This window comes from Micromonospora sp. LOL_013, from assembly GCF_048060315.1.
Classification (GTDB): Bacteria; Actinomycetota; Actinomycetes; order Mycobacteriales; family Micromonosporaceae; genus Micromonospora_E.
Genome location: NZ_JBHMIQ010000010.1, coordinates 118908 through 140652, shown reverse-complemented (window position 1 = coordinate 140652; position 21745 = coordinate 118908). Strand labels below are relative to the sequence as shown.

Genomic DNA, 21745 nt, shown 5'->3' with positions numbered 1-21745 from the left:
CGAACGTGACCCGACACGTCACCTACCTGCTCCACGCCGTCGGAAACTCCGACCTCGGCGCACCGGCGGGCCGCGCCCGCCTGTCGGCCGGGCAGGCCGACGCCGGTGAGCTCCTCGCCCGGCTCGAACAGCGGCCCGACGACGACCCCCGAACCCGGCAGATCCTGCTGCTACGCACCCCCGAGCAGACCACCGGCCAGGTCGCGCCGCTCGCCGCCGCACTCAGCGCTCTGCCGGCCGATACCGGCGCCACCACCATCCACCTGGTGCTCCTGTGCACCCCGGTCGTCGCGCCGATCGCCGACGTCATCGCGCACGCCCTCAACCGCCAACCCGACCTGTACGGCGTACCGGTCACCGCCGTCACCATCGTCCACGGCGTGAGCGTCACCGAACCCGACATCGCGTGCGGTGTCACCCGCTTCCTGCGCAGCCGCGCCGACTCCACTGCGGGTCGGGTCTACACGGTATGGGGCAGCGGCTCCACCCAGGTCATCCTCGGCGCGCTCGACGCGGTGATCACGTCCGGCCTGCCGTGGTCGTTGATCCGGATCGGGCCGACCGTGGCGCCCCGGCACGCCGTCTACGACCCGACGGCCGGGTTGCCGGTCGATCCGGTGGTGCCGTTGCTGCGTCGCTGGCGGTACCACGACCTGCTGCGGGCTCTCGCCGACGCGGGTCAGCTGAGCCTGACCGTTGAGCAGCGGCGGGTCGTGGACGCTGAGGCTGATCACTTCGGGCAGGCGTACGTCGTGCCGAACGCCGACCGGATGCGGGCCGTGATGGCCGCCGCGTTGATGCGCGGCGACGGCAGCAGCGGCTTCACCGTCCGCGCCTACATCGTCCACCGCTACCAGGAGCTGCGGGAAAACGACGGCAGCACGCTCGACCTGCTCCACTGGGCGCAGCAGCGCAACGGGCGACGGATCGCCACCCTCGGCAAGCTGATAGGCACGATCGACCGGGAGCGTCAGGACTCCGCCGTGCTCGACGCGAAGCGCACGGCCAGCGGCGAGTGGCTCCTCTCGCCGATCGTGCGGCAGCTCAACGAGATGGGCAAGGACAGCTCCCACGAACTCGCGCCGCCGCAGCCGGCGATGCTCGACGCCCTGCGCCGGCACCTCGCCGAACACGACACCGCCCCGGCGGCCGACCTGCCCGCCCCGTCCGGACTCGGGCCGCTGCCCCTGGTGCCCGGCGACACCGTCTGCTACCTCACCATCCTCGGCTGGCCGGACCGCAAAGGCGGTGACTACGTCATCAAGGAGATCGCCGATGCTGTCCGACAGAACCGGTGGCGGCGGATCGAGAAAGACGTCCAGACCTACCTCGGCGGTCCGGTCGAGGTACCGGTGAAAATGATCATCCTCGGCACCGCCTCCGGTACGTTCACCCACGCGCAGCGGGTCGGCGAGCAGCTGCGCGCCGCTGGACACACCGTCGTCACCGCTTCGGTCGCTGCCGTCGGGCTCGACCCCGACGACCCGGCCGCGTTCACCGAGCAGGCCGCGGTCGAGCTGCTGCGCCAACACGTCGGCCCGGACACCGGGGCGATCGTGCTGATCCCGACCGGGCCGAAGGAGCATGTGCTGACCCTGCTCGCCGCCGGGCAACAGACCGCCGCCGTACGGGGAATCCCGCTGTTCCTGCGCCAACTCGTCACCAAGACCCAGAATGTGCTCGCCGCCGGCACCCACCGGCTGCCGCTGCGCTTCGGCACCGACCTGGCCATCCTCAGCGCGGCCAGCCACGCCCTGGACGTCGCCGAACTCGACACCGCCGCCCGGCTGCTCGGCACCCTCGCCACCAGCAAACAGTTGCGCAACAAAGCGCAGTGTCTGTCGGACGCGTTGCGCCATGCCGGCGAGTCAAAGGGCTGGCCAGTGACCACCGTGGACGCCGAGGACCGCGCCGTCCGGATGGTCGCCGAACGGATCGAGGTGTGGGCCGCGCTGCCCGGCGTCGACAAGGACCCGGCAACCGGGATGCGGGCGATCATCGGCGCATGCGCCTGCGCCGAACGCTCAGCGGACAACCACGCACAGACCAAGACGAAGATCCGCAACGAGCTGACTTGGATGTTCGACACCCGCAACCAGTTGCCGGTCACCCATGGGCACGGGCCGTTCGACGCCCGCGCCCTCGGCGACCTGATCCTGGAGCACACCGGGGGAGCGCAGCACACCGTCAGCGGGCTGCTCACCGCGATGGCCAACGCCGCCCGTGCCGCGTTCGGTGACCGACTCGGCAGCGGCCCCCGGCTGGCCGACGTGCTCGCCGAGCTACGCGACGACGTACGCCGACTGCGCGACACCTGACCCGTCCGCCAGGCCGGCTGCCGGGCTCCGGTAGCGGGACCTCCACCGGAGCCCGGCCGGCTCACCGGCGCGCAGCGTTACTTCTTTCCACCGCCGTTCTTTCCACCGCCACCGCCGTTCTTGCCGTTGCCCCCGTTACCGCCACCCTTGCCGCCAGCGTTGCGTTCCTTTTTCATCGGGTGGTACGGCAGGACGAGGTTCGCCGGATTGGACAGCTCACCCAACGCCAGCCGTCGGTCCTTCGGCCGGTTGTCCTTCTCGCCGATGGCGTCGTTGGTCACCCACCAGTCGTAGGTGGTGTTGCGTGGCGTCGACGGCTGGCCTGGCTGCGGCGGCGTGTGCTCCTTGTCGGTGTCCGCCGCCCGGGGGTAGTGCACCGGGGCGTTGAGGAAACCGTAGGCGGCGTTCAGGAACTCCGTCCGTACTGTTGGGAGATGTTCACGCAGTAGTGCGTCGTAGTCGTCGATCAGCTGCCGGACGGCCGACACTTCGACCGGCTCCGGCGAGCGCGACAACAGTCGGTAGCGGTCCCGCAGCCGGTCGCCATGGAACAGCCTGGTGTCGTCCCAGTTCACCTCGGCCCGCACCGCGCCGAACCCGAGCGGCTTGCCCAGCCCGAGCTTGAGGCAGGCGCCTTCGGGCAGCCACAGCAGCCACAGCAGCGCGCCGAGTTCGGTGTCGGTGAGGTTGTCGACCTGCAGCGTCAGCCGGAACTTCGTGCTCTGCTTCACCCACTGCGACACCGACGTGATGACGTCCACGTTGTCCTTGTCACCGTCGCGGACCGGCGTCCGGGCGTACTCGCGGTAGCGCGGGCCGGCTTTGACGTGCACGAGGTCCGGCTTCAGCGGGCCGGTGCCGTCGGCAGCCGGCGGATTCCAGTACGCGGGGGAGTGCTGGCCGTAGAGCACCTCCGCGTGGGTCAGATAGACCTTGCGCCCGCGCAAGCGGCGCCGGCCCGGCTCGGCCGGGTAGCCCTCGTCGGCGTCCTTCGCCACTCCGTTGAGCGGTTTTCCGTCGCGGTCGCCCAGGTAGAAGCGAAACTGTGACGGCTTGGGGGAGTTGAGTGCGACCAACTGCAGCCCTCCGCCGATCCGCTGCACGCTGCTCGGATCCGGTGCCTGCGACTCGTGCGGCGGCAGCACCCGCAGATGACCACGGTAAGCGGGGCCTTCGTCACCTCGGCGGCCCTTCTGCCCCACCCAGCCGAACACCCGGTCGGCCGGCGACAGCTCCGAGTGATTGTTCGCTGGACGGTGTGCCTCCGGCAGGCTCTGCTCCGGCGTGCCGGCAAACGGCACCCGGCCGACCATCGCCGGGAAGAGGCGGTTGGCCTGGATCGTGCGGCCCTTCGCCGAGTCGACCTCCTCGATCCTGACGTAGAGGGTGTCGTGTGGTCTCAGCTGTCGCCACCGCTGCGGCTGCCACACGTACTGGCCGTAGCGGGTGTTCGTGTCCTTCTCCCGGTGATGCGCCTGGTGGTACGAGTCGATCGTGGCCTGCCAGCCGTCGAGCAGTTGCTTGTCGACGGTGACCCTGGTCAGCTTCGCATCGACGGGGCCTTCGAACACCTGGGTGACCACGAAACGCTCGTAGCGTTTCCGTTCACCGCCGGCCGGGAAGGTGCTGCCGGTGCGGTGCAGCCGTCCCCGAACCTTGACCAGGTCATGTTGCGCATCGATCGTCAGCCCGCGGGTGCGCTTCTTCTCACGCTCGATGTCCTCGCTCCGCCGTTGTCGCGCCGTCGACTTGTCGCACAACTTGCCCGGCTCGGCGACGGCTGCGACCCGCCACAGCGGAAACTTGCCCAGCGCGGCGAAGTAGATCCACGCCTCCAACTCGGGGCTGCGCGGCGGATCCTCGCCGCCGTCCGTGCCGTGCCCGATCTTGCCACTGCAGCCGCCGGTGCACCCGCATCGCAGCGTCATCTTCGACCACACCGCCGTCTGCACCGGCCGCTCCAGCTTCTTGCCCTGCAGATGGTGCGGCATGAGGGACTCGACCACCTGCAGGGTGGCGGTGTCGTCGCCGACCTCCAGCACCACCGCCGGTCGCAGGTCGGCGAGGCTCTCGTCAACAGTCGACCGGATAGCCAGCTGCCTGTCCTGCTGGAACACGCCGAACCGCGAGTTTGTGATCATCTCGTACGCCGAGCGCAGCGCGCCTTTGACCGCCGACCCGGCCAGCATCGGACGGCCCTTGTGGTCCACCCGCACCTCCAGCGGCTCATCGGCGTTCGTGCTGGCGGCCGCACGTCGCCCATGGTCGGGGATCAACATCGGGGTACGGGTGGTGACGGTGACGCCTATCGTCCCCGTCCACCGGTCGGCGTGGTAACGGTCGTGGCCGACCGGCTTGCCCGCCAACTTGCTGTCCAACCCGCAGTCCGACAGCGGCTCCGGCAGCTCGGCCCGGTCCGGGATCGAGACGAAGGCGTACGGGTTGAGGAACCCGTTGCCGAGCGGCAACGGCTCGGGTGCCTCGCTTGGCACCTGTGCGATCGTCATCGTGCGGCCCCCTTGTCCTTCGGCTTCGAGTCCTTCGGCGTCGGAAACGGTCGGGCCACCAGCCCGACCAGGCGTTCATCCACGACGGCCACGTTGCCGTGCTTGTCGTTCTCGGCGTATTCGACCGCCTGCAGCCACACCAGGGAGCCTTCCGGTGCCGGCCCGTCGACCGGCACCGGCAGCGTGCCGATCCGTCCGTCGTGCAGCGTCACCCAGCCGTGGTCGTTGCGTTCGCCGACCACGGCGCCCCACAGCAGCCGCTCGTACGGCTTGTCCTGCAGCCGCCACGGCAGGCCTGGCCGGCTGCGGTCGGTGTCGGACTCGCCGATCCAGTGAGCGGTGCCCGTCCCGCCGCCGTCATGCAACCAGCGCAACTCGGCCTCACCGGTGAACGCCCGGAGCTCGAACACACCGGTCAGGTCGAGCGCCGACCCGTCATCGCTCCTGGCCACCCCGTCGGAGGCGAACCGGAACCAGCGGACATCCGCCGGCCGGTAGCAGAAACCCACTCCCGACGTGCCGGCGGCGAACGCAGCCAGCGCCGCGCCGGCCGGGCCCGCGTCGACCGGACGAACGGTACGGATGACCCTGTTCATGCCGGTGCTCCTTCAGTCGTGGCCAGCCAGGCGGTGGTCAGCGACGCCGTCAGCTCCTGGTCGGCCAGCACCTGGGCCAGCGACCGGCCGTCGAGGCAGCTGAACCAGCCGGTCATCGAGCCGGCAGTGAAGCGGACCTTGTCGGCGTCGACCCGTACGCCACCGGCACCACGGGTGGTGCCGTGGCCGAAGCCGAGCCAGCCGTCGCACAGGTCCCGCAGCACCAGCAGTAGCAACGCCAGCGCGGCAAGCTGTTCTGGCGGGGCACACCGCCCGTCCTGCTCGGATCCGGGGTCCGGCTTCGACGGAGCCGGCCCGAGTTCGTTGACCCGCAGGTCGAGGGTGATCGGCTGCCACGCCTTGTCGCCAGTGGCGTGCGGCTCCAAGGTGGCGAACAGCAGCGCGTCCGCAGCGCCGCCGGTCCACCGGTCCACCGCCACGTGGTGCGCGATCATGAACTTGATGTCCTTGACGCCACGGTTCAGCTCGTCAACGGCGAGCTGCAGTCGGCCCAACGCGACCCGGTGCACGTCTGCTTCGCGTTCGGTGCCATCCTTGCCGGCCGTGTTCGCGGTGTCGCCGGCCGCCTGCGGTTTATCCTTCTCCCTTCTTCTTCTCGATCGTCTGTTGTCGGGCTTCTTGCCGATCTCGACACCACCACCCGCACCGTCACCGAGGCGTTGCTGCAGCAGGCGCACCGCGTTCCACTGAGCCGCCGGCAAGGTGGCCTCGCTGGTACAGGTGGCCACCTGCAACGCGCCGCGCCGACCAGTCGGTTGATCCCGGTCCCTGCTGTCGCGGGCGGCGGCGGTGCCGAACAGGGCCGCCACCGAGTCGAGCCCGTCGGCCCGCATCTGGTCCAGGAAGTCCTCGGGCGCGGACTTGCCGGTCACCGTACGGGTGATCCGCTCGGCGTGACTGCGCAGCACACCTTTGATCGAGCTGCCCGGCAACTCCAAGTGGATACCGGCCCCGTCGCGGCCGGTCAACGGAAACGCGCTGACCACGTCCCCGTCCGAGCTGACCTGCACCGCCAGAGGACCGTGCGGTCGCCACGGCACGACGATCCGCAGCACACCGGCCGGCACTTGATCCGGGTCCGCAGGGGGCAGGCCGACCGGCTCCCCACCGGTGCGTAGCGCGGCGAGCATGCCGGCCTGGGTGGCCAGATCCGATTTGCGCCGTACGGCGTCCGTCAGCCGGACCAGGCCGAGCCCACGGGTGGTGGCCGCGCCGACGCTGATGCCGGGGCCGCGTAGCTGGGCCGCGACCGCTTCGACCAGGGTCTGCGCCGCTGCCGCGTCGCCGTCTGCGGGGGCGTCGACCACCATGCGGAAGGCGAATCTGGTGCCGGCGGCCAGCACCTCCCGGCTGAACAGGTGCCCCTTGGCCGCCGCACCGTGGAACCGGTCAATCGACACGTGGTCGCGTACCTCGACGTGCGGGCTGTCGAGCGCGGGGGCGTCGTCGACCCGTACCCAGGAAGCCTGCCCGCCGTCGCCGTCCGCATCGGACGGCAGGCCCCACAGGACACTGTCGGGGCTCCCTGCCCCGCGCAGCGCGGAGCGGATCACCCCGGCCAGCGCGGTGCCGGGCAGCAGCGGCCGGCCGGCACCGTCGCGGGCCTGGACCAGCTGTGCCGGCCCGGCGTCGAGACCACCGATGTGCACCGCAGCCTTGGCGACGAGGACGCCGGTCAGCTCCCACCTGATTGCCACCTGGCGGCTCATACCGGCACCTCCTCGTTGCGGTCGGCTTCTGGGCCGGCCTGCTGGTCGTCGTCTGTCCCCGGGTTGCGGCGTCGTTCGACCTCGGCCCGTGCCACCTCGGTGATCAGCCAACCGGCTGCCTGCTGGTACAGCTTGCCCGCGATGGGTTCCGGCGGGCGTACACCCAGGTGCGTCCACAGCTCCTCGTTGCCGCCGGCCAGCAGCGCCAGCTGATCGAGCCGCTGCTCGCCCCACACCTGCATGCGCGGCGGATTGCGGCGGGTCGCCGCGATCCAGCCCCGCAGCTGCGCCGGGCCGTCACCGGCGGTGAGCCGGTCGGCCAACGTGCGCAGGATCCCCAGCTGCGCTGCGGTCGCGTTGCCCGGCACGAGCAGATTGCGCAGGGCGTCGTCGGCTGCCCGGACCGCTGCCGTACGGTGCAGTTCTCGCCGCCAGCCACGCCGCAGCAGTTCGACCGCCAACTCCGGTACGTTATCCGGAAGCCACCGTCGGGCCGTGCCCTCACCGCCCCTGCTGCCGTCCTTGTTCTTGTCGGGTTTGGGTAGCTGGACCGTCTCCTGGCCGAGTAGCCAGGGCTGCAACGCCAGCCGGCCGTAGCCTTCGGCGGTCCGCTCCCCGAGCCCGGCGGCCTCGACTCGGTGCAGCGCTTCGTCGTCGGGCACCCCGCTCATCTGGAACCGCACGACGCTGCCGGCGGCGATTCCAGCCAGTGACGGGCGCGGCATCGACCAGCGGCGCTGCCATGACTCGACCCGCCGGGTGGTGACGAACTCCGCCGGTGGTTGTCCCGGCTTCAGCGGCGGCAGTGTCAGGTCGACGCCCAGCGCCTCGCCGAGCACGGTGCCCAGCAGGTCCGGACTGGTCACCGGCGCACCGGCCGGGCCGCGCAGTAGCAGATCGGACAGCAGCCAGACGACCAGCTCGCCCTCGGCCGGATTCTTGTCGCGGCTGGTCGACACCGGCTCACCGGGCTGGTCGATGACCTCGACCCTGATATGGCCGTAGTCGTCCTTGCGGGACCGCCCGATCGCGTGTTCGCCGTTGAGCCGGTCGGTGTTCAGCCGAGCGTCGGCGGGGAGCCACAGTTCGCAGCGCAGCACCGTGCCGGCGGCGATCGCCTCGTATACGAACAGGCCACCGGACTCCTCGGTCGGCCGCTGCGATGCGTCGTCGATGACGGCGTGTGCCTGCGTCACCAGGTCCACCTCGGCGATGCGGATGCCGCCGTCGACGGTGTCGCGGACGCAGAAACCGACCATGGTCCGCAGTCGTTTGCCGTCGTCGGTACGGGGCTTCAGCAGATTCACCAGGACCGGCGGTTTGTCCGACCGGTCGGGATCGGCATCCTTGAACTGATGCAGGGAGCGGGGCAGCGGCAGCGACCGTTCGTTGCCGACCTCGACGGTGGCGTTGGTGACCACCACCTGACCGCTGGTGATCAGCTCGGTGGCACGGTCACCGAGCGCGTTGGCCACCATCGGCAGCAGCGACGTACCGGGCACGAACCGTTCGGACAACACCAGGTTGCCGAGCACGCCACGGGCCACCATCAACGGAGTGAGCGCGGTGATCCGCAGGTCGTGGCGGTGCTCCGGCGAAGTCTTGGCCTTGGCGCCGAGCGTCGTACCGGCCGTTTCCGTGCCAGCTGTCGCCATCGCCTCGGCCGGGGTCTTCGCCTGATCGATTCTTCGCAGCAGATCGGCCAGCCGGGAACCGGCACTGCCGTCGGTGCCGTGACCGGCGATGGTGACCCGGCATCGCCCGGTGCCGCGTCGACGCTTGCCGCCGACGGCGTCGACCAGCCGGGCGGCGGCAAGCAGCAGCAGTTCGGCCTCCCACGGCACCGGGTCGCCGACGTCGAGCCCCGGAAAGTCCAGCTGCCAGTCGGCGGTCACCGTCAACCCGACCGCTGCCCGTTCCTCGATGCGGAACATGTCGTCGGCTGCGGTGTGCCGATACTGGTCGATTTGCACCCCGGGGCGCAGCAATACGGCCGCCTCTCGGGCCAGGACGCGGTCACGGTCGTCGAACGCGGCGACCGCCTCCCGTACATCGGTGTGCAGGCGTAGCGGCCGGGCCTGCAGCGCTGCCGGAACCGGCATCGAGCGTGGCTGTGGTCGTGACTCGCCAGCTGCTTCGGGGCCGAGTCGTTGCAGGGACGATGCACCGGGCTGGCTGCCGAAGACCGCCTCCACCCAGGCGTGCCAGGTGCCGGTGACGCCTTCGTCCAAACCGGCGGCGACGGTCTCCGCCGCGTCACGCAGCACCGCCGCGAGTGCCTTGCCCCGCAGCATCGGCAGCCCGTCGGCGTCGCGCTGCACCTCGCGGTCCACCGCGCCGTGCCGGCCGGTGCCGGTGCCGCAGGCCCAGTCGCTGAGGAACTCCACGTCGATGGTGAATGGCTGACCGTTGCGCAGCCCGGCGTTGCCCGCCGCTGACTTGGTGTTGGTCATCAGGCAGCCTCCCTGGACGGCCGCGCCGCGCGGATGTCGTCGAGTTCCGCGGCGGTGTGCGGAGCGGTACCGGTCGCCATGTCGATCAGGTCGATTGCGCCGAGGAGCCGGCTGAACGTGACGCCGGAGTCCGCTGGCGGTTCATCGACCAGCAGATGTTCCCGCAGGAACGCTTCCGCCTTCTCCCTGTTGGGTGCCCATACGGTGACCTGGTCGCGAGCCCGGTTCGTTTCGGTACGGCCGGCGAGTAGCGCCTGCCGCAACCGGTGCAGGGCACTGCGGGGCAGCACCGGCGGGTCGGTCTCACTCGGCTTGCGGCCCAGTTCCTTGGCCACTTCACGCAACAGTGTGACGTCGTGCGCCGCCGCCCAGCCGCCTTTCGCCGGCTCGCCGATGACCACCGGACCGGGCCACAGCCGCAACTCGGCCTCGTCGCCATCGGCCACGGTCAGCGGTGCCCGGATCCGTCCCAGATGCTGCCCGATCGAGTCGTGCAGCACGTGGAAGTCCAGCGCACCGTAGCTGGGATCGATACGCTTGATCTGTTTGGCGGAACTGCACAGTTCCTCGGCCAACTCGTACGCCTGGCTGAACGGGTAGTGCGGTTTGACGTACGCGATCCCGGCGCAGGCGGTGAGCCCTGGCAGCTGCACGTCGGTCAGCACCTGCGAGATGGTTTCGTTGCCGGCGGCCTGCTCGGCGAACCGTTCCACGAAGGTCGCGGTCACCTCGAACGCCGGCCGGGCGTCCATCACCACGGTCACGTCGTCACCGCCGACGACCAGCGGCAGCAACCAGCCGGTCCGGTCGTTGACCTGCTCGACGGCGTATCGCAGGGCGGTGACCGTCACCTCGTCGAGCGCCCGGCTGAAGGCCCCCAGCTGGTCCAGGAACTTCTGACCGCTGTACGTCGTGCTGATCTTGCGGAACACGCCGCCGATGCCGTTGCCGTCGGCGTGCATCACCGCGACCCAGCCGGCGTTGCTGACCCCGTCGTTCAACTTGTCGGCCTGGACCACCGCCGAGTCGACCAGCCGGTCGGCCATCCGGTCCCGGCCGGCGTTGCGTCGCCGCCATGCCGCATCGACCTTCGCCGCCCTCGGGTACGGTGTGCCGCCTTCGTCGCCGAACGCGGTCGACGGCTGCCCCGAGTAGTGGCAGGGCCGGGTGAACGGCAGCGTCGGGTGCCGCAGCAGCGGCGACGGGCGGCGGCTGCGCCACGCCGCCTGCAACTGGTACGCCCGGCTCAGCCCATCCGCCAGGTCGGCGTCGTTGTCGACCGCCTTCGGGTCAACGGTGCCCCAGATTTCCAGCCCTGGCGCCTGATGCAGTGCCCGGCGGGTCACCGCCCTGATGACTGCCCTCCCATCGGCGGCGTTCGGGGCCAGCAGCAGTGCTTTGCCGGAGGCAGCTACCACGATCTCGACAGCATCCCGCCCAGACCTCTCGTTGATCTTTCTGACCGCCTCGGTCACCCACTCGGTGCCGCTCCGGAAGATCAATTCGCTGGCCCCGACGTTCACCGCCTGTTTGTTGCTGGCGAACACGTACGCCTGATTGGCTCCGGTCTCTATCACCACCCAGTGCCGGCTCTTGCCGCTCGCTGGAGACTGGCTGCTCATCCGTTCCCCTCTGTCGTTCCGGTGCCTGTACTAAAGACACGGACGGACAGGCGGACCGCGGATGCCGGTCCACCGCTGCTTCGAGGGCAGCCGGCAAACATATCCGACCCGACTGGCCGGCCGCACCAAACCGGTAGACAGATTTCAGACAACCGCCCGGGTACGCCGATGTCCCGACCGGACACATCTGCCACCGGCACCGGTGATCCGCAATGCTCGGCGATGTCGTAGCGTGCACGGCCGTGGTAGACGTCTACGCCGCCGCCCGGCGGATCATCGAAGCGGGCCTTGCCGCCGACGACTCGGCATTTACTCCTGGTCGTCCGGTCTGGACAGCTGAGTCGGCCGACCTGCTGGAGAAGTATTTCGTGCAGCGGCCGGACGCCGGCACCGGCAGCTTCACCAGGAAGCTGCGCGGGCAGCTCGACGGCGTACCGGCGACCGCGATCCAGCTGATGGCCGAGCTGATCTACCTGCATCTGCTGCTGCCCCGCGACCTGGGCGGGACCGTCAAACGCAAGGTGATCGGGGCTGCGTTGACGCTGCTGCCGGAACCGGTGCGGATCCCGGCCGATCTCGACGCGGTGCTCGACCACGGGCGGGTCAAAGCCGGCGTGGCCTACCTGACTCAGCGGGACCGGCAGATCGCCTGGCTGGTCCGGGTGCTCCAGGCATGGAAGGCGTTGCCGCGCGATGAACAACGCCACGCACTCGACGATCCGTGGAAGTTCCGCGAAATCCTCGACGGCGTGCCGATCAACGCCGCGTACAGCCAGCGGAACCTGCTGCTCAACCTGGCATTCCCGGGTGTCTTCCCGGACATCGCGTCGAACAAGCACAAGAAGCTGATCGTCGCCGCCTTCACCCATCGGCTCACCACTCCGACCGGTGACGTCGAGCGTGACCTGGTGGCGATCCGTGACACCCTCAACGCCGAGTCACCCGACCAGCCGGTGCACTTCTACCACCCGCCATGGGCGGACCGCTGGCTGCCGTCAGCGGTGGCGGCCGCCACCACCGGACAACGTGGCTGGCTGGTCCGCAGTGCCCGGGTGCACGGCCGCAACATGCTCGACGACTGGCTCGCCGACGGATTCTGCTCCATCGGCTTCACTGAACGGCTCGACGGTGAGATCGCCGGCTCCAGGGCCCAGATTGTCGAACAGCTGCGGCAAGCCGCACCGGACCTGACTCCGATGCAGCGGGCCATAATGGCCGGTGTCCTCGACCGGTTCCACAACCAGATGAGCGAAGGGGACATCGTTGTCGCCGGTGACCGGCGTGGCCTCTACATCGGCGAGGTGACCGGCCCGGTCACCCGGGTCGCGTCCACCGATGACCTGTCCAATCTGCGCCGTGCCGTGCGATGGGCCAACCCGGCCGTACCGGCCGACCGCGACGAACTGTCCGACGCCGCCCGCAGCAAACTCGCCGGGTACCTCAGCGTCGCAGGCCTCGGCATGCACACCGCCGAGTTCGCCGCCCTCGCCGGCATCGGCGAGGGCGACGACGCCGACGGCGGGTCCGCCGACCTCGACGGCGAGGACGCGGCCGACTTGGCCGACCTGGCGGCCGAGCTGCCGGAGCCGACCACTGCACTCGCCGAACGGCTGTTCATCGACCGGGAGTGGCTGGCCGAGACCGTCGACCTGCTGCGGGAGAAGAAACAGATCGTGTTGTACGGGCCGCCCGGCACCGGCAAGACGTACCTGGCACAGGAACTCGCCCGCTTCCTCACCGGCGAGGCCGACAACGCGTACCGGCTGGTGCAGTTCCACCCGTCGTACGCGTACGAGGACTTTTTCGAGGGCTACCGCCCCCGGCCGGCCGACGACGGCAACGGTGTCGGCTTCTCCCTCGAACCCGGCCCGTTCAAGCAGCTCGTCGAGGACGCCCGCGCCGATCCGGCGCAGCCGTACATCCTGATCATCGACGAGATCAACCGCGCCAACCTGGCGAAGGTCTTCGGTGAGCTGTACTTCCTGCTCGAATACCGAGACCGTAACATCGCCCTGCAGTACTCGCCCGGCGACGACTTCGACCTGCCACCGAACGTCTACCTGATCGGCACGATGAACACCGCCGACCGGTCGATCGCCCTGGTCGACGCGGCGATGCGCCGCCGGTTCTACTTCCAGTCGCTGTTCCCCGGCGAGCCGCCGCTGGTCGACATGCTGCGCCGCTGGCTCGACGACCAACAGTTGCCGGCCGACCGGGCCGACCTGCTCGACGAGCTGAACCGCCGGATCGGCGACCGGGACGCTGCCGTCGGCCCGTCGTACCTGATGACGTCACGGGCCGCTACCGCCGACGGTCTGGCCCGGATCTGGAAGACCGCGATCCTGCCGCTGCTGGAGGAGCGCCACGTCGGCGACGGCGTCGACGTGCGCGCCCGGTACGGCCTGGACGTGTTGTGGAAGGCGTTGGCCGACGGCGGCACCTCGGCGGCGACCCTGACGGCGGTCGAGCCGCCGGAGCCGGTCGAGGAGACCGGGGACGCGCCGCAGTGAGGCTGCTCAGCCTGTGTGAACATCAGACCCGCGACTACGACCCGGTGCCGAAGGCCGTGGCCAGGGCGCTGGCCGCCACCGGCCTGGTCCGGGTTTCGGCCACCCTGGACGGTCGGCTGCGGCTGCGAGCCGGCTCCCGCGTCGGCGTGGTCCGCGTCCACGCGGGCCGGTCGGGCGCGGGCCAGGCCGGATCCGAGCCGGCCATCGAGGTCCGGGTACGCCCGAAGCTGCCGATCGGTCGGCTGATGTGGCTGCTCGGGTACGCCGACGATCAGCGTGGCTGGCGCGACGAGCCGGTCGGGCTGGCCGAGGAGACCGACCTGGTGCCGGCCATGGCGGTCGCGTTCACCGCCGCCTGTTCCGCCGCGTTCGCCGCCGGGGTGCTGCAGGGCTACCAGGTACGTGAGGAGGCGTTGCCGGTGCTGCGGGGCCGGATCCGGGAGGCCGACCAGGTCCGGCGTCGACTCGGCTTCGCCCCGCCGCTGGAGGTCCGCTACGACGACTACACGGTCGACATCACCGAGAACCGGATCCTGCTGGCAGCTGCCCACCGGCTGCAGCGGCTGCCCGGCGTACCGGCGGTGACCCGGCACGCCCTGCACCGGATCGTCGCCGCGCTCGCCGACGTGACCCCGCTGCCGGCTGGGGCAGTGTCGCCGGTGACCCGGGTCGACCGGCTGACCGCCCGTTACCAGCCGGCGCTGCGGCTGGCCCGGCTGATCCTGGCTGGCAACAGCGTCGAACAGCCGCCAGGCCCGTTCGCCGGCGCCGGCTTCGTCTTCGACCTCAACGCGGTCTTCGAAAGCTGGCTCACCGCAGTGCTACGCGACAGCATCGAGTCACGGTACGGCGGCCGGTTGCGCGCCCAGCACCAGTCGCACCTGGACACCGGGCGGCGGATCCGGCTGCGACCCGACATCACCTGGTGGGACGGGTCGTCGTGCCGGGCGGTGGTGGACGCCAAGTACAAGTCGACGGCTTGGGGCAAGCCCGGTGAGGCCGCCGGGCCGGGCCGTCCGCCGAACGCTGACGTCTACCAGATGCTGGCGTACTGCACGACGTACGGGCTGAACCGGGGCCACCTGGTGTACGCCGCCGGCGGTCCGACGTCCGGCAGCTACCAGTTGACCGGTTCGGGAATCCGGGTCGATGTACACCCGGTCGACCTGTCCGCGCCGATTGCCGAGATCCGTCAGCGGACTCAAGATCTCGGCACGGCTGTCGCCGAGCCGGCCGGATAGCCGCTTTGATCCACTTCGGCTGATCGACGCGACACACCGAGACGCCGTTCGACAGCGCGAAGTGGATCACGAGACCGGTGAGTCGGCGAGAGCCGGCCGTGGCATCGGCACCGCCGGCCGGGCCGGATACGTTCCCCACGGTTCGACCAGGTACGGGGTGAGAAAGGCCAGCAGCAGACCGAGCGCGACCCCGCCGGGCAGGTAGCCGATCGGGTCGTAGCTCTGCTGGTACTCCAGCCAGGGAATCAGCTGGCCGAACCCGAACGCGAGGATCATGCCGCAGATCAGGGCCATGTATCCAGTGGTCAACAGCGCCACGCTGAGCCCGATGCCACCGCCGACGCGGCGCACGACAGCGAGGCGGCGCCCGGAGGAACCGACGCTGTGACGGCCGTTGTCGGCAGGCCGAGGCGTGCGGCCCACCTCAGGTGTGCGACGTGCTCGTGGAGCGCGGATTGCCGCGATGGTCAGCGCGGCGGCCGGCACGGCCAGCGCCGGCGCGACGGCAGCCAGGGGATAGCTGACCGGCGACGACGTGCCGTCGCCGCTGAGCACCGCCGTACCGAACACCGCCACGCCGGCACCGACCGTGAGCGACCAGGCCGCCGCGGTTGTCTCGGGTAGCGTCCTGATCGACGTCCGCGCCGAGGACGCGGTCACCGCGGCACTGGCGACGATCGCCAGTACGGTCGACAGGCCGATGGTCACGGCGAGCGCGACCGGCGGGACCGACGGCTCGTCGCTGAGGAAGACGCCGTAAACGTACATGCCCGGGACCAGGAACGCGGCCAGCACGGCGAGCCGCGCGATCAGCAACCTGTCGCGTTCCGGGGTCCGTTGACGGGTGGGGGCGAGGCGATCGGTCGCCCACCATGCCGCGATCGTGAGCAGTAGCGCCCCGGCGGCCAGCCAGGGCAGCGCGACCGGGGTGTGCCAGCCGGACTGGATCACCCCGACGGTGGCGGCGAGCAGCACGACCGGGCTGGCCAGTGCGGGCAGCAGCGACGCGCGACGGTACGCGGCGGCGGCCGCCAGGCACACCGCGACGCAGCAGATGGCGTACATCTGCAGGTCCTGCATCCAGACCCGACCGGTCGAGGTGTCCCATTCGACCCAGCCGGCCGGCACCGCGTCGGTGTGCGGCCACGGCGTCTGCAGCCCGATGTTCGGGGTCAGGTAAGCGAGTGTCACCGCCCAGCCGATCGCCGCGCCCGCCGCCCCGCCCCAGGCGAGGAGCTCCCGCCAGGATCGGCGTAGCGGAACGGACTCCGGCTGACCGGCTGGTACGGCCGCCTGATTCGGTGCGACGGCCGGCTGACCGGGAACGATCTCCGGCCAGATCGGGTCGGGCCGGCTCGCCGGGATCCGGACGGCCACCCAGCGCGCCACGGCGAAACAGAACGCGTTCGTGGCGAGGGTGGCAACCGCGACAACGAGAGTGGGCAGCGTCGCCCACCAGGCGTACGGGGTGAACAGGTAGGCGACGAGCAGTCCGCCGCCGATCACCGCCGCAGTCGCCACCAGCAGGCGTGGGGCCGGGGCAGGCCGTGGTCGCGGCAGCGTCGGCGGTCGGGGCCGGACCACCCGCACCGTGTACGCCAGGGACAGCGCGACGGCACCGACCATGATCCCCGGCGGGATCGGCAGCGGCGTCCGTGCCCCATCAGGCCCGGCGACGAGCGCGGCTGCGGTCGCGGTCAGTGTGATGGCGACGGTGCCCGGTGCGGCGGCGGCGAGCGCCCACCGGGTGGCGCGGCGGGCGAGGATCGCCACCAGGATGGTCAACGGAATCAGCATCCCGGCGACGACGGCCGCTCCCACGACGGTGTCCGCCGGTCCGGTGACGGCGACAGCGAACGTCGGTCCGGTGACGGCGATCGCCAGGTGGCGTACGGCCGATTCGGCGACGACCAGCCCGGCCAGCACCGGGACCGTCGCGGCGACGCACCACGGCCGGCTGGCCGGTGCTGCCCGCCGTCGGCGCATCCGGTCGGCGAGCAGTACGCCGCAGCCGATCCCGGCGACGACGTGCCCGGTGCGGCTCAGCAGGGTCAGGGCCGCTGGCGGGTGGTCGCCGGTGCTGGCCGCCATCCATAGTGGTCCGTTGGCGAGGATCGCCAGGACGGCCGCCGCCAGCGGGGCGAGGAACAGGGCGACGACGTGCCGGGCGGTCCACTCCACGTGGTCGACCGGGACCGTGCCGATGGCACCGATCGAGGATCGCCTGGCACAGGCGAGACTGGTCGCGAACCGGACCTGCCGCCAGGCGCGCACCGGCACGGGAACTCCCGGCTCGTGACCGAGCGTGTACGACTCGGCGAGCCATTCGCGGATCAGTTCGTCGCGGTCGGCGGGCGGCCAGCGGCGGGCCGCGACGACGAACGCCCGGTGGACCAGCCGGCTCAGCATGCTGGTCACGCGGGTTCGGGGGAGACGGTGCCGGGTCGGCCGGTGGCCGGGTCGGCGTGCCCGGGGGCGTGCGGGCGCAGTGCGGCGTAGAGCGCGGCCAGCTCGGTGCGGGCAGCGACCAGGCCGTCCGGGGTGAGCTGGTAGTAGCGCCGGGCCGGGCGGCCTTCGGCCACCGGGTCGATCTGCTCCCACTGCGCGTGCACCCAGCCGGCGGCCAGGAGCCGGTTGAGGATCGGGTAGAGGGTGCCGCTGGGCTGCCCGGTGGCCCGCATCAGCTCCAGGCCGTAGCGGCCGGTGCCGGGGTCGTCGAGCAGCGCCGCCAGCACCCGGGCCACCCCGGTGGTGATCTGGACCGGTCGCGTCATTTCAGCAGCATATTCGGACATCTACATAGGGGTCCAGCTCGGCCAGGAGACAGAGGTGCCGTTGGCTCAGGTGGCCAGCCGCACCAGCAGCCAAGCGCCGACCGCCAGCGGAGCCAGCAACAGTGTGACGAGGATGGTGCCGTAGAGTGCTCGGACCGGCCGGCTGGCTACCGGCCTGGCGTCCGCTGGGTCGTCCTCGGGCATGGTGCGTCGCTTGCGGAGCGCACCGACCGCCGCAGCGAGCCCGGTCGCGAGCAGCGCGCCGACGCAGCCGAGCAGGATGGCCCACGGTGCCCCGAACATCGTGGTGACCATGATGCTTCGCCCGATGATCGGCAGACACTCGACCGACCGACCGGTACCGCAGATGCCCGCGATGATCGGCACCGCTGACAGGAGCACCCCGCCGGAGGTCGCCAGCGTCGCGGCCAGCAACGCCAGCGGGAACCGCCCGACGGATCCGACCACCAGGCCGGCGACCAGCGCGGTCACCGCAGCGGAGCCGGCGATCAGGTAGCCGGTGACCAGCTGCAGGTAGGTGCCGGCACCGACGATGTTCACCCCGTCCGCCGGGCCGCCTCGTGCCCGGACCAGCACAGCCAGCAGCGTCGCGGCGGCCAGGAACGCCGCCGTGCCGCCGATGCCGGTCCAGACGGCCCGGCCGAGCCGTGGCCGGCGTGGCCGCGCCGGCCGGGTACCCGAGGCACCCAGCCCGGCGGTCTGCCACCAGCGGGGAGGGCCGGCCGGTGGGCGCAGCAACGCCAGGACGGTGACCGCCACGCTCGGTGCCGCCAGCAGCAGCGCCGAACCCGGAATCGCCGCGATCGCCACCATCGGCAGGGACGCTCGCGTCGCCCACGACCGTGCCGGTGGCGACCACTCGGCGGTCCAGGCCAGGTCGGGGTTGACAATTAGGAAATCGACGACGGTTGCCATCAGCGGGCTGTCGTGCATGCCGGACCACGACACGTGGTACGGGTAGAGCGCGATCGCCGCTACCAGCGTCGTCAGCAGCACTCCCCACCGTGGCGTCCGGTCGACCATGCCGGTGAACACCTGCGCGGCCTGCCGTACCCACAGCACGACGACCAGCATCATGCCGACCAGCGCACCCGCCGAGATCCAGCGCGCCCATCCGGTGGCACCGACGGAGTCGAACAAACCCCAGCTGCCCACGCTGCCGTGGTAGATCGCGAACGGCTCCCCGGCCAGGACCCCGGCGGCCAACGCACCGGCCAGCACCGGCGGTGCCAGCCACGGTCGTCGGACTCCGGGCAGCAGTTGCTGGCGCAGCACGGCATGCCAGCCGATCACGGCGGCGATCCCGGCCAGTAGCAACGCGCCGGTGAAGTGGGTGAGCAGACTCAGCGTCGGATAGGCCATGAAGAACGCGGTCGGGTCGCCGAAGAACCTGAGGACCAGCTGGACCAGCAGACCATTGGCGCTGGACTGCAGCAGTGCGACGGCGAAGCCGGCTCCGGCGGCCACGACGATACCGGTGGCGGGCAGCCGGGTCGGATCCAGCAGCAGCCGGGCCCGCTGCCGTGCGGGCGGATGGCTGCTCAGCCACCACCACCGGGACCGTTGCCCCTGCTCCTGCGCCAACTGGCGCAGCTGGTCCGGGTCACCGATCGCGGCTGAGGTGACGTCGGCGTACGTTTCTCGTACCCGCAGGATCGACTGGCGGGTGAGCAACACCACCACGATCAGCACAGCGACGGACAGGAACACCTGGCGCTGGGCGGTCTCCGGGTGCATCGGGGCCGGCCACCACCCGTCGGCGTCGCCGAATCCGAGCGGCAGCAGCCGGAACACCAGATACGGGACGACGGCGAGCAGCAGGAACGACCACCAGGTGGTCTGGGTCAGGTAGGTGTAGCGGATGTCGCGGTTGCGAACGTGTGCCAGCTCGTGCAGCACCACGGCGTCGAACCGGCCGCGTCGGGCCGGATCGGCGAAGTCCCCGACCGCCGCTGGATGCAGCGGTACGTGGCAGTGCCGCTGGGTGCCGAACGCGTGTGCCTGGTCCAGGGCGTACGGGTCCAGCCAGAAGGTCGGTGCCCGAGTCAGGCCGGCGCGGGTGGCCAGCGTGTCGAGGTGGGCGACGAGCCCTTCCGGTGCCTCGGGCCCGAGTGGACGCAGTCCACGTCGTCGGATCCGCCACCGGGGCAGAGCCAGGTAGCCGGCGACGGCGGCGGCTGCTACGACGACGATCCCGACCATCGCCCAGCTCGACGCGGCGGCGGCGTCGTTACGCAGGCATCCGGCGATTCGTTCCATGATCGGCCGGTACGCCGGCAGCGGCTCCGCGATCTGCCAGACGTTGCCGAGCTGCGTCAACTCTGCTGAGCAACCCTGATACGGGCTGTCCGGACCGAGGCGGTCCAACCACAGTCTGGTGTAGATGATGCTGGTGGTGGCGAGCACCATGCCGGCCAGGACGGCGTAGCGGACCGACGTGTCCGAGGGCAGGAGCGCGGCGCCGCTGAGCAGGGCCCGCAGCCGTCGTCGATCCGGATCGGCACCGTCCTGCGGCCCGGCCGACGGCGGTGACGCCGTGATGCTCACGTGCCGGTCGCCTTGCGGTACGCGGCCTCGGTCGCCGTACCAGCCAGCTTCGCGTCACCCGGCATCGGTCCGGTGTGGAAGACGACGATGAGCAGGTCGGCGACGCGGATGGCGTAGTGGTGAAGGACGACGAGCGGTTGCTGGTTGAGGGACACGGTGAACTTCAGCCCCACCTGTTCGTCGCCGACCGGTGGTGGGTCGGCGGTGGTGACCGACACTTCTGTCGAGAGGCCGCCGTACTCGGCCGGGAAGGTGCCGCACACGGCCGGCACCTCGGCCAGCTCGGCCATCGCCGCTCGGGCGTCGTCCACAGTAAGCATCTGCTGGAGCGATTCGCTGACGAAGGTGCCGGGCTCGCCGGCGAAGTCGGCCCGGGCCTCGGCGGCGGGCTCGGTGGATCCGCCCATCCCCTGGCAGCCGGTGTCCAGGCCGCCGCTGGCGTCGTCAAGATCGGTGGTCGGGTTGAGACCGTCCGGCAGGTCGGCTGTGGTGAGCAGCAACGACTGCAGTTGCGGATCGCCGGATCCGGCACCAGCGCTGGTGCCGGATCCGGGGGTCGGCCCGGTGCCCGGTGTCCGGTCCTGGTCGGCGGTGCAGCCGACGAGGAGGGCAAGCATGGTCGCGGTGGTGACGAGACATGCGGTGAGTCGGCTGCTGCCGGACGGCACCATCCGGCCGGTCATCTCGTCGGTGGCCCGGGTGATCACTGCTGTCCCTGCGGGGTGTGGGAGCCGGCCGGGTCGGCAGGCGTCGTCGGCGTGGTGTCCGCCGGTAGCGGGACGGTGAGCAGGGCGAGCACCATCGCGTCAGCGAGCCGCTCAGCCTTGTTCGCGTCGATCTTGGCCTGAGCGAGCCGGGCCAGCACGATTCGTCGGGCTTCGGCGGCGTCTGCCTGACGCAGGGCGAACGTCACTTCCCGGTCCGTACGGGTGTCGGTGGGCGTGGCGGTCCTGCGGCGGAAAAGCCGCCGCAGCCAGCTTCGGAACCGCTCGAATCCGCTGCTGGTGGCCTTCCCGATCAGCTCGCCGACCATCTTGTCGGCCACCCAGATCACGATGCCGATCATTAGAACGTCGTCGAGTGGTGGCATCCCGAAGCCGAGTGGGTCCTTCCGGCGTCGCCGCCGGGACATCACCCGCTGCGGATCGGAAAGGTAGACGTCTGCCAGCGAAGGGAACAGTTGTTCCTGTTCTGGTGTGACCTCGGCGATCGTGCGGCCGGCGAGGTGGCGGACCAGTTCGGGATGTGCGCTTCGGCGCTGCGGCGCTCGCGAACGGACCACCGCTATCGCGACGGCCACGGCTGCCACGGCGGCCAAGATGATCAATGCGCCAGTGACGATTGCGTCCATACGTCAACTGTATGCATGGCGCGTCAACCGACGAACGCGAACAGTTTTCGCCAGCCCCGATCCGACGAGATGATG

General features: G+C 70.7%; 13 protein-coding genes. 3 read left to right on the top strand and 10 right to left on the bottom strand.

What is annotated here, in order from left to right; genetic code table 11:
• Positions 1-5 precede the first annotated feature (5 nt).
• Positions 6-2318 (top strand): hypothetical protein, encoded by a 2313-nt coding sequence (locus ACFHWS_RS09215; RefSeq protein ID WP_416568003.1) that lies wholly within the window; start codon positions 6-8, stop codon positions 2316-2318.
• 77 nt (positions 2319-2395) lie between these two features.
• Here ACFHWS_RS09215 and ACFHWS_RS09210 read toward each other — a convergent pair whose 3' ends face one another.
• The 5 genes from ACFHWS_RS09210 to ACFHWS_RS09190 are packed head-to-tail and all read right to left on the bottom strand — an operon-like array spanning position 2396 to position 11226.
• A complete protein-coding gene (locus ACFHWS_RS09210; protein WP_416568002.1) occupies positions 2396-4825 on the bottom strand; it encodes an RAMP superfamily CRISPR-associated protein in 2430 nt (809 codons plus the stop codon).
• On the bottom strand, positions 4822-5421 hold the full coding sequence (gene csx19 / locus ACFHWS_RS09205) for a CRISPR-associated protein Csx19 (protein ID WP_416568001.1): 600 nt from the start codon (positions 5419-5421) through the stop codon (positions 4822-4824). Before csx19 ends, ACFHWS_RS09210 begins: the two co-directional genes overlap by 4 nt.
• Positions 5418-7151: an RAMP superfamily CRISPR-associated protein gene (locus ACFHWS_RS09200; RefSeq protein ID WP_416568000.1), complete on the bottom strand. Its 1734-nt coding sequence runs from the start codon at positions 7149-7151 to the stop codon at positions 5418-5420. The genes csx19 and ACFHWS_RS09200 overlap by 4 nt, the downstream gene beginning before the upstream one ends.
• Positions 7148-9604, bottom strand: coding sequence for an RAMP superfamily CRISPR-associated protein (locus tag ACFHWS_RS09195; protein ID WP_416567999.1), 2457 nt, complete (start codon positions 9602-9604; stop codon positions 7148-7150). Before ACFHWS_RS09195 ends, ACFHWS_RS09200 begins: the two co-directional genes overlap by 4 nt.
• The gene (locus tag ACFHWS_RS09190; RefSeq protein ID WP_416567998.1) at positions 9604-11226 is read right to left on the bottom strand and encodes a Cas10/Cmr2 second palm domain-containing protein; all 1623 of its coding nucleotides are present in this window, start codon (positions 11224-11226) and stop codon (positions 9604-9606) included. The genes ACFHWS_RS09195 and ACFHWS_RS09190 overlap by 1 nt, the downstream gene beginning before the upstream one ends.
• 242 nt (positions 11227-11468) lie before the next feature.
• Between ACFHWS_RS09190 and ACFHWS_RS09185 the strand changes: the two genes are divergently transcribed.
• Together ACFHWS_RS09185 and ACFHWS_RS09180 are read left to right on the top strand one after the other, a co-directional pair.
• Entirely contained in the window at positions 11469-13736 is a 2268-nt protein-coding gene (locus tag ACFHWS_RS09185) for an McrB family protein (protein ID WP_416567997.1), read from the top strand.
• Positions 13733-14977, top strand: a complete 1245-nt coding sequence (locus ACFHWS_RS09180) for an McrC family protein (protein WP_416567996.1) — start codon at positions 13733-13735, stop codon at positions 14975-14977. Before ACFHWS_RS09185 ends, ACFHWS_RS09180 begins: the two co-directional genes overlap by 4 nt.
• A 66-nt stretch (positions 14978-15043) precedes the next feature.
• Here ACFHWS_RS09180 and ACFHWS_RS09175 read toward each other — a convergent pair whose 3' ends face one another.
• From ACFHWS_RS09175 to ACFHWS_RS09155, 5 genes are all read right to left on the bottom strand, one after another.
• The gene (locus ACFHWS_RS09175) at positions 15044-17395 is read right to left on the bottom strand and encodes a hypothetical protein (RefSeq protein ID WP_416567995.1); all 2352 of its coding nucleotides are present in this window, start codon (positions 17393-17395) and stop codon (positions 15044-15046) included.
• Positions 17392-17751: a PadR family transcriptional regulator gene (locus ACFHWS_RS09170; RefSeq protein WP_416567994.1), complete on the bottom strand. Its 360-nt coding sequence runs from the start codon at positions 17749-17751 to the stop codon at positions 17392-17394. Before ACFHWS_RS09170 ends, ACFHWS_RS09175 begins: the two co-directional genes overlap by 4 nt.
• Before the next feature lie 66 nt (positions 17752-17817).
• Complete coding sequence (locus tag ACFHWS_RS09165) at positions 17818-20319, bottom strand: M48 family metalloprotease (protein WP_416567993.1); 2502 nt, start codon at positions 20317-20319, stop codon at positions 17818-17820.
• Positions 20316-21026, bottom strand: a complete 711-nt coding sequence (locus tag ACFHWS_RS09160; protein WP_416567992.1) for a hypothetical protein — start codon at positions 21024-21026, stop codon at positions 20316-20318. The genes ACFHWS_RS09165 and ACFHWS_RS09160 overlap by 4 nt, the downstream gene beginning before the upstream one ends.
• Complete coding sequence (locus tag ACFHWS_RS09155) at positions 21023-21670, bottom strand: hypothetical protein (RefSeq protein ID WP_416567991.1); 648 nt, start codon at positions 21668-21670, stop codon at positions 21023-21025. The genes ACFHWS_RS09160 and ACFHWS_RS09155 overlap by 4 nt, the downstream gene beginning before the upstream one ends.
• Between the last annotated feature and the right edge of the window lie 75 nt (positions 21671-21745).

What these genes read in the sequence shown, in the direction of transcription:
- csx19 (WP_416568001.1), bottom strand. Translation starts at nt 5,421, where the DNA reads ATGAACAGGGTCATCCGTACCGTTCGTCCGGTCGACGCGGGCCCGGCC.
- ACFHWS_RS09195 (WP_416567999.1), bottom strand. Translation starts at nt 9,604, where the DNA reads ATGACCAACACCAAGTCAGCGGCGGGCAACGCCGGGCTGCGCAACGGT.
- ACFHWS_RS09155 (WP_416567991.1), bottom strand. Translation starts at nt 21,670, where the DNA reads ATGGACGCAATCGTCACTGGCGCATTGATCATCTTGGCCGCCGTGGCA.
- ACFHWS_RS09200 (WP_416568000.1), bottom strand. Translation starts at nt 7,151, where the DNA reads ATGAGCCGCCAGGTGGCAATCAGGTGGGAGCTGACCGGCGTCCTCGTC.
- ACFHWS_RS09170 (WP_416567994.1), bottom strand. Translation starts at nt 17,751, where the DNA reads ATGACGCGACCGGTCCAGATCACCACCGGGGTGGCCCGGGTGCTGGCG.
- ACFHWS_RS09210 (WP_416568002.1), bottom strand. Translation starts at nt 4,825, where the DNA reads ATGACGATCGCACAGGTGCCAAGCGAGGCACCCGAGCCGTTGCCGCTC.
- ACFHWS_RS09190 (WP_416567998.1), bottom strand. Translation starts at nt 11,226, where the DNA reads ATGAGCAGCCAGTCTCCAGCGAGCGGCAAGAGCCGGCACTGGGTGGTG.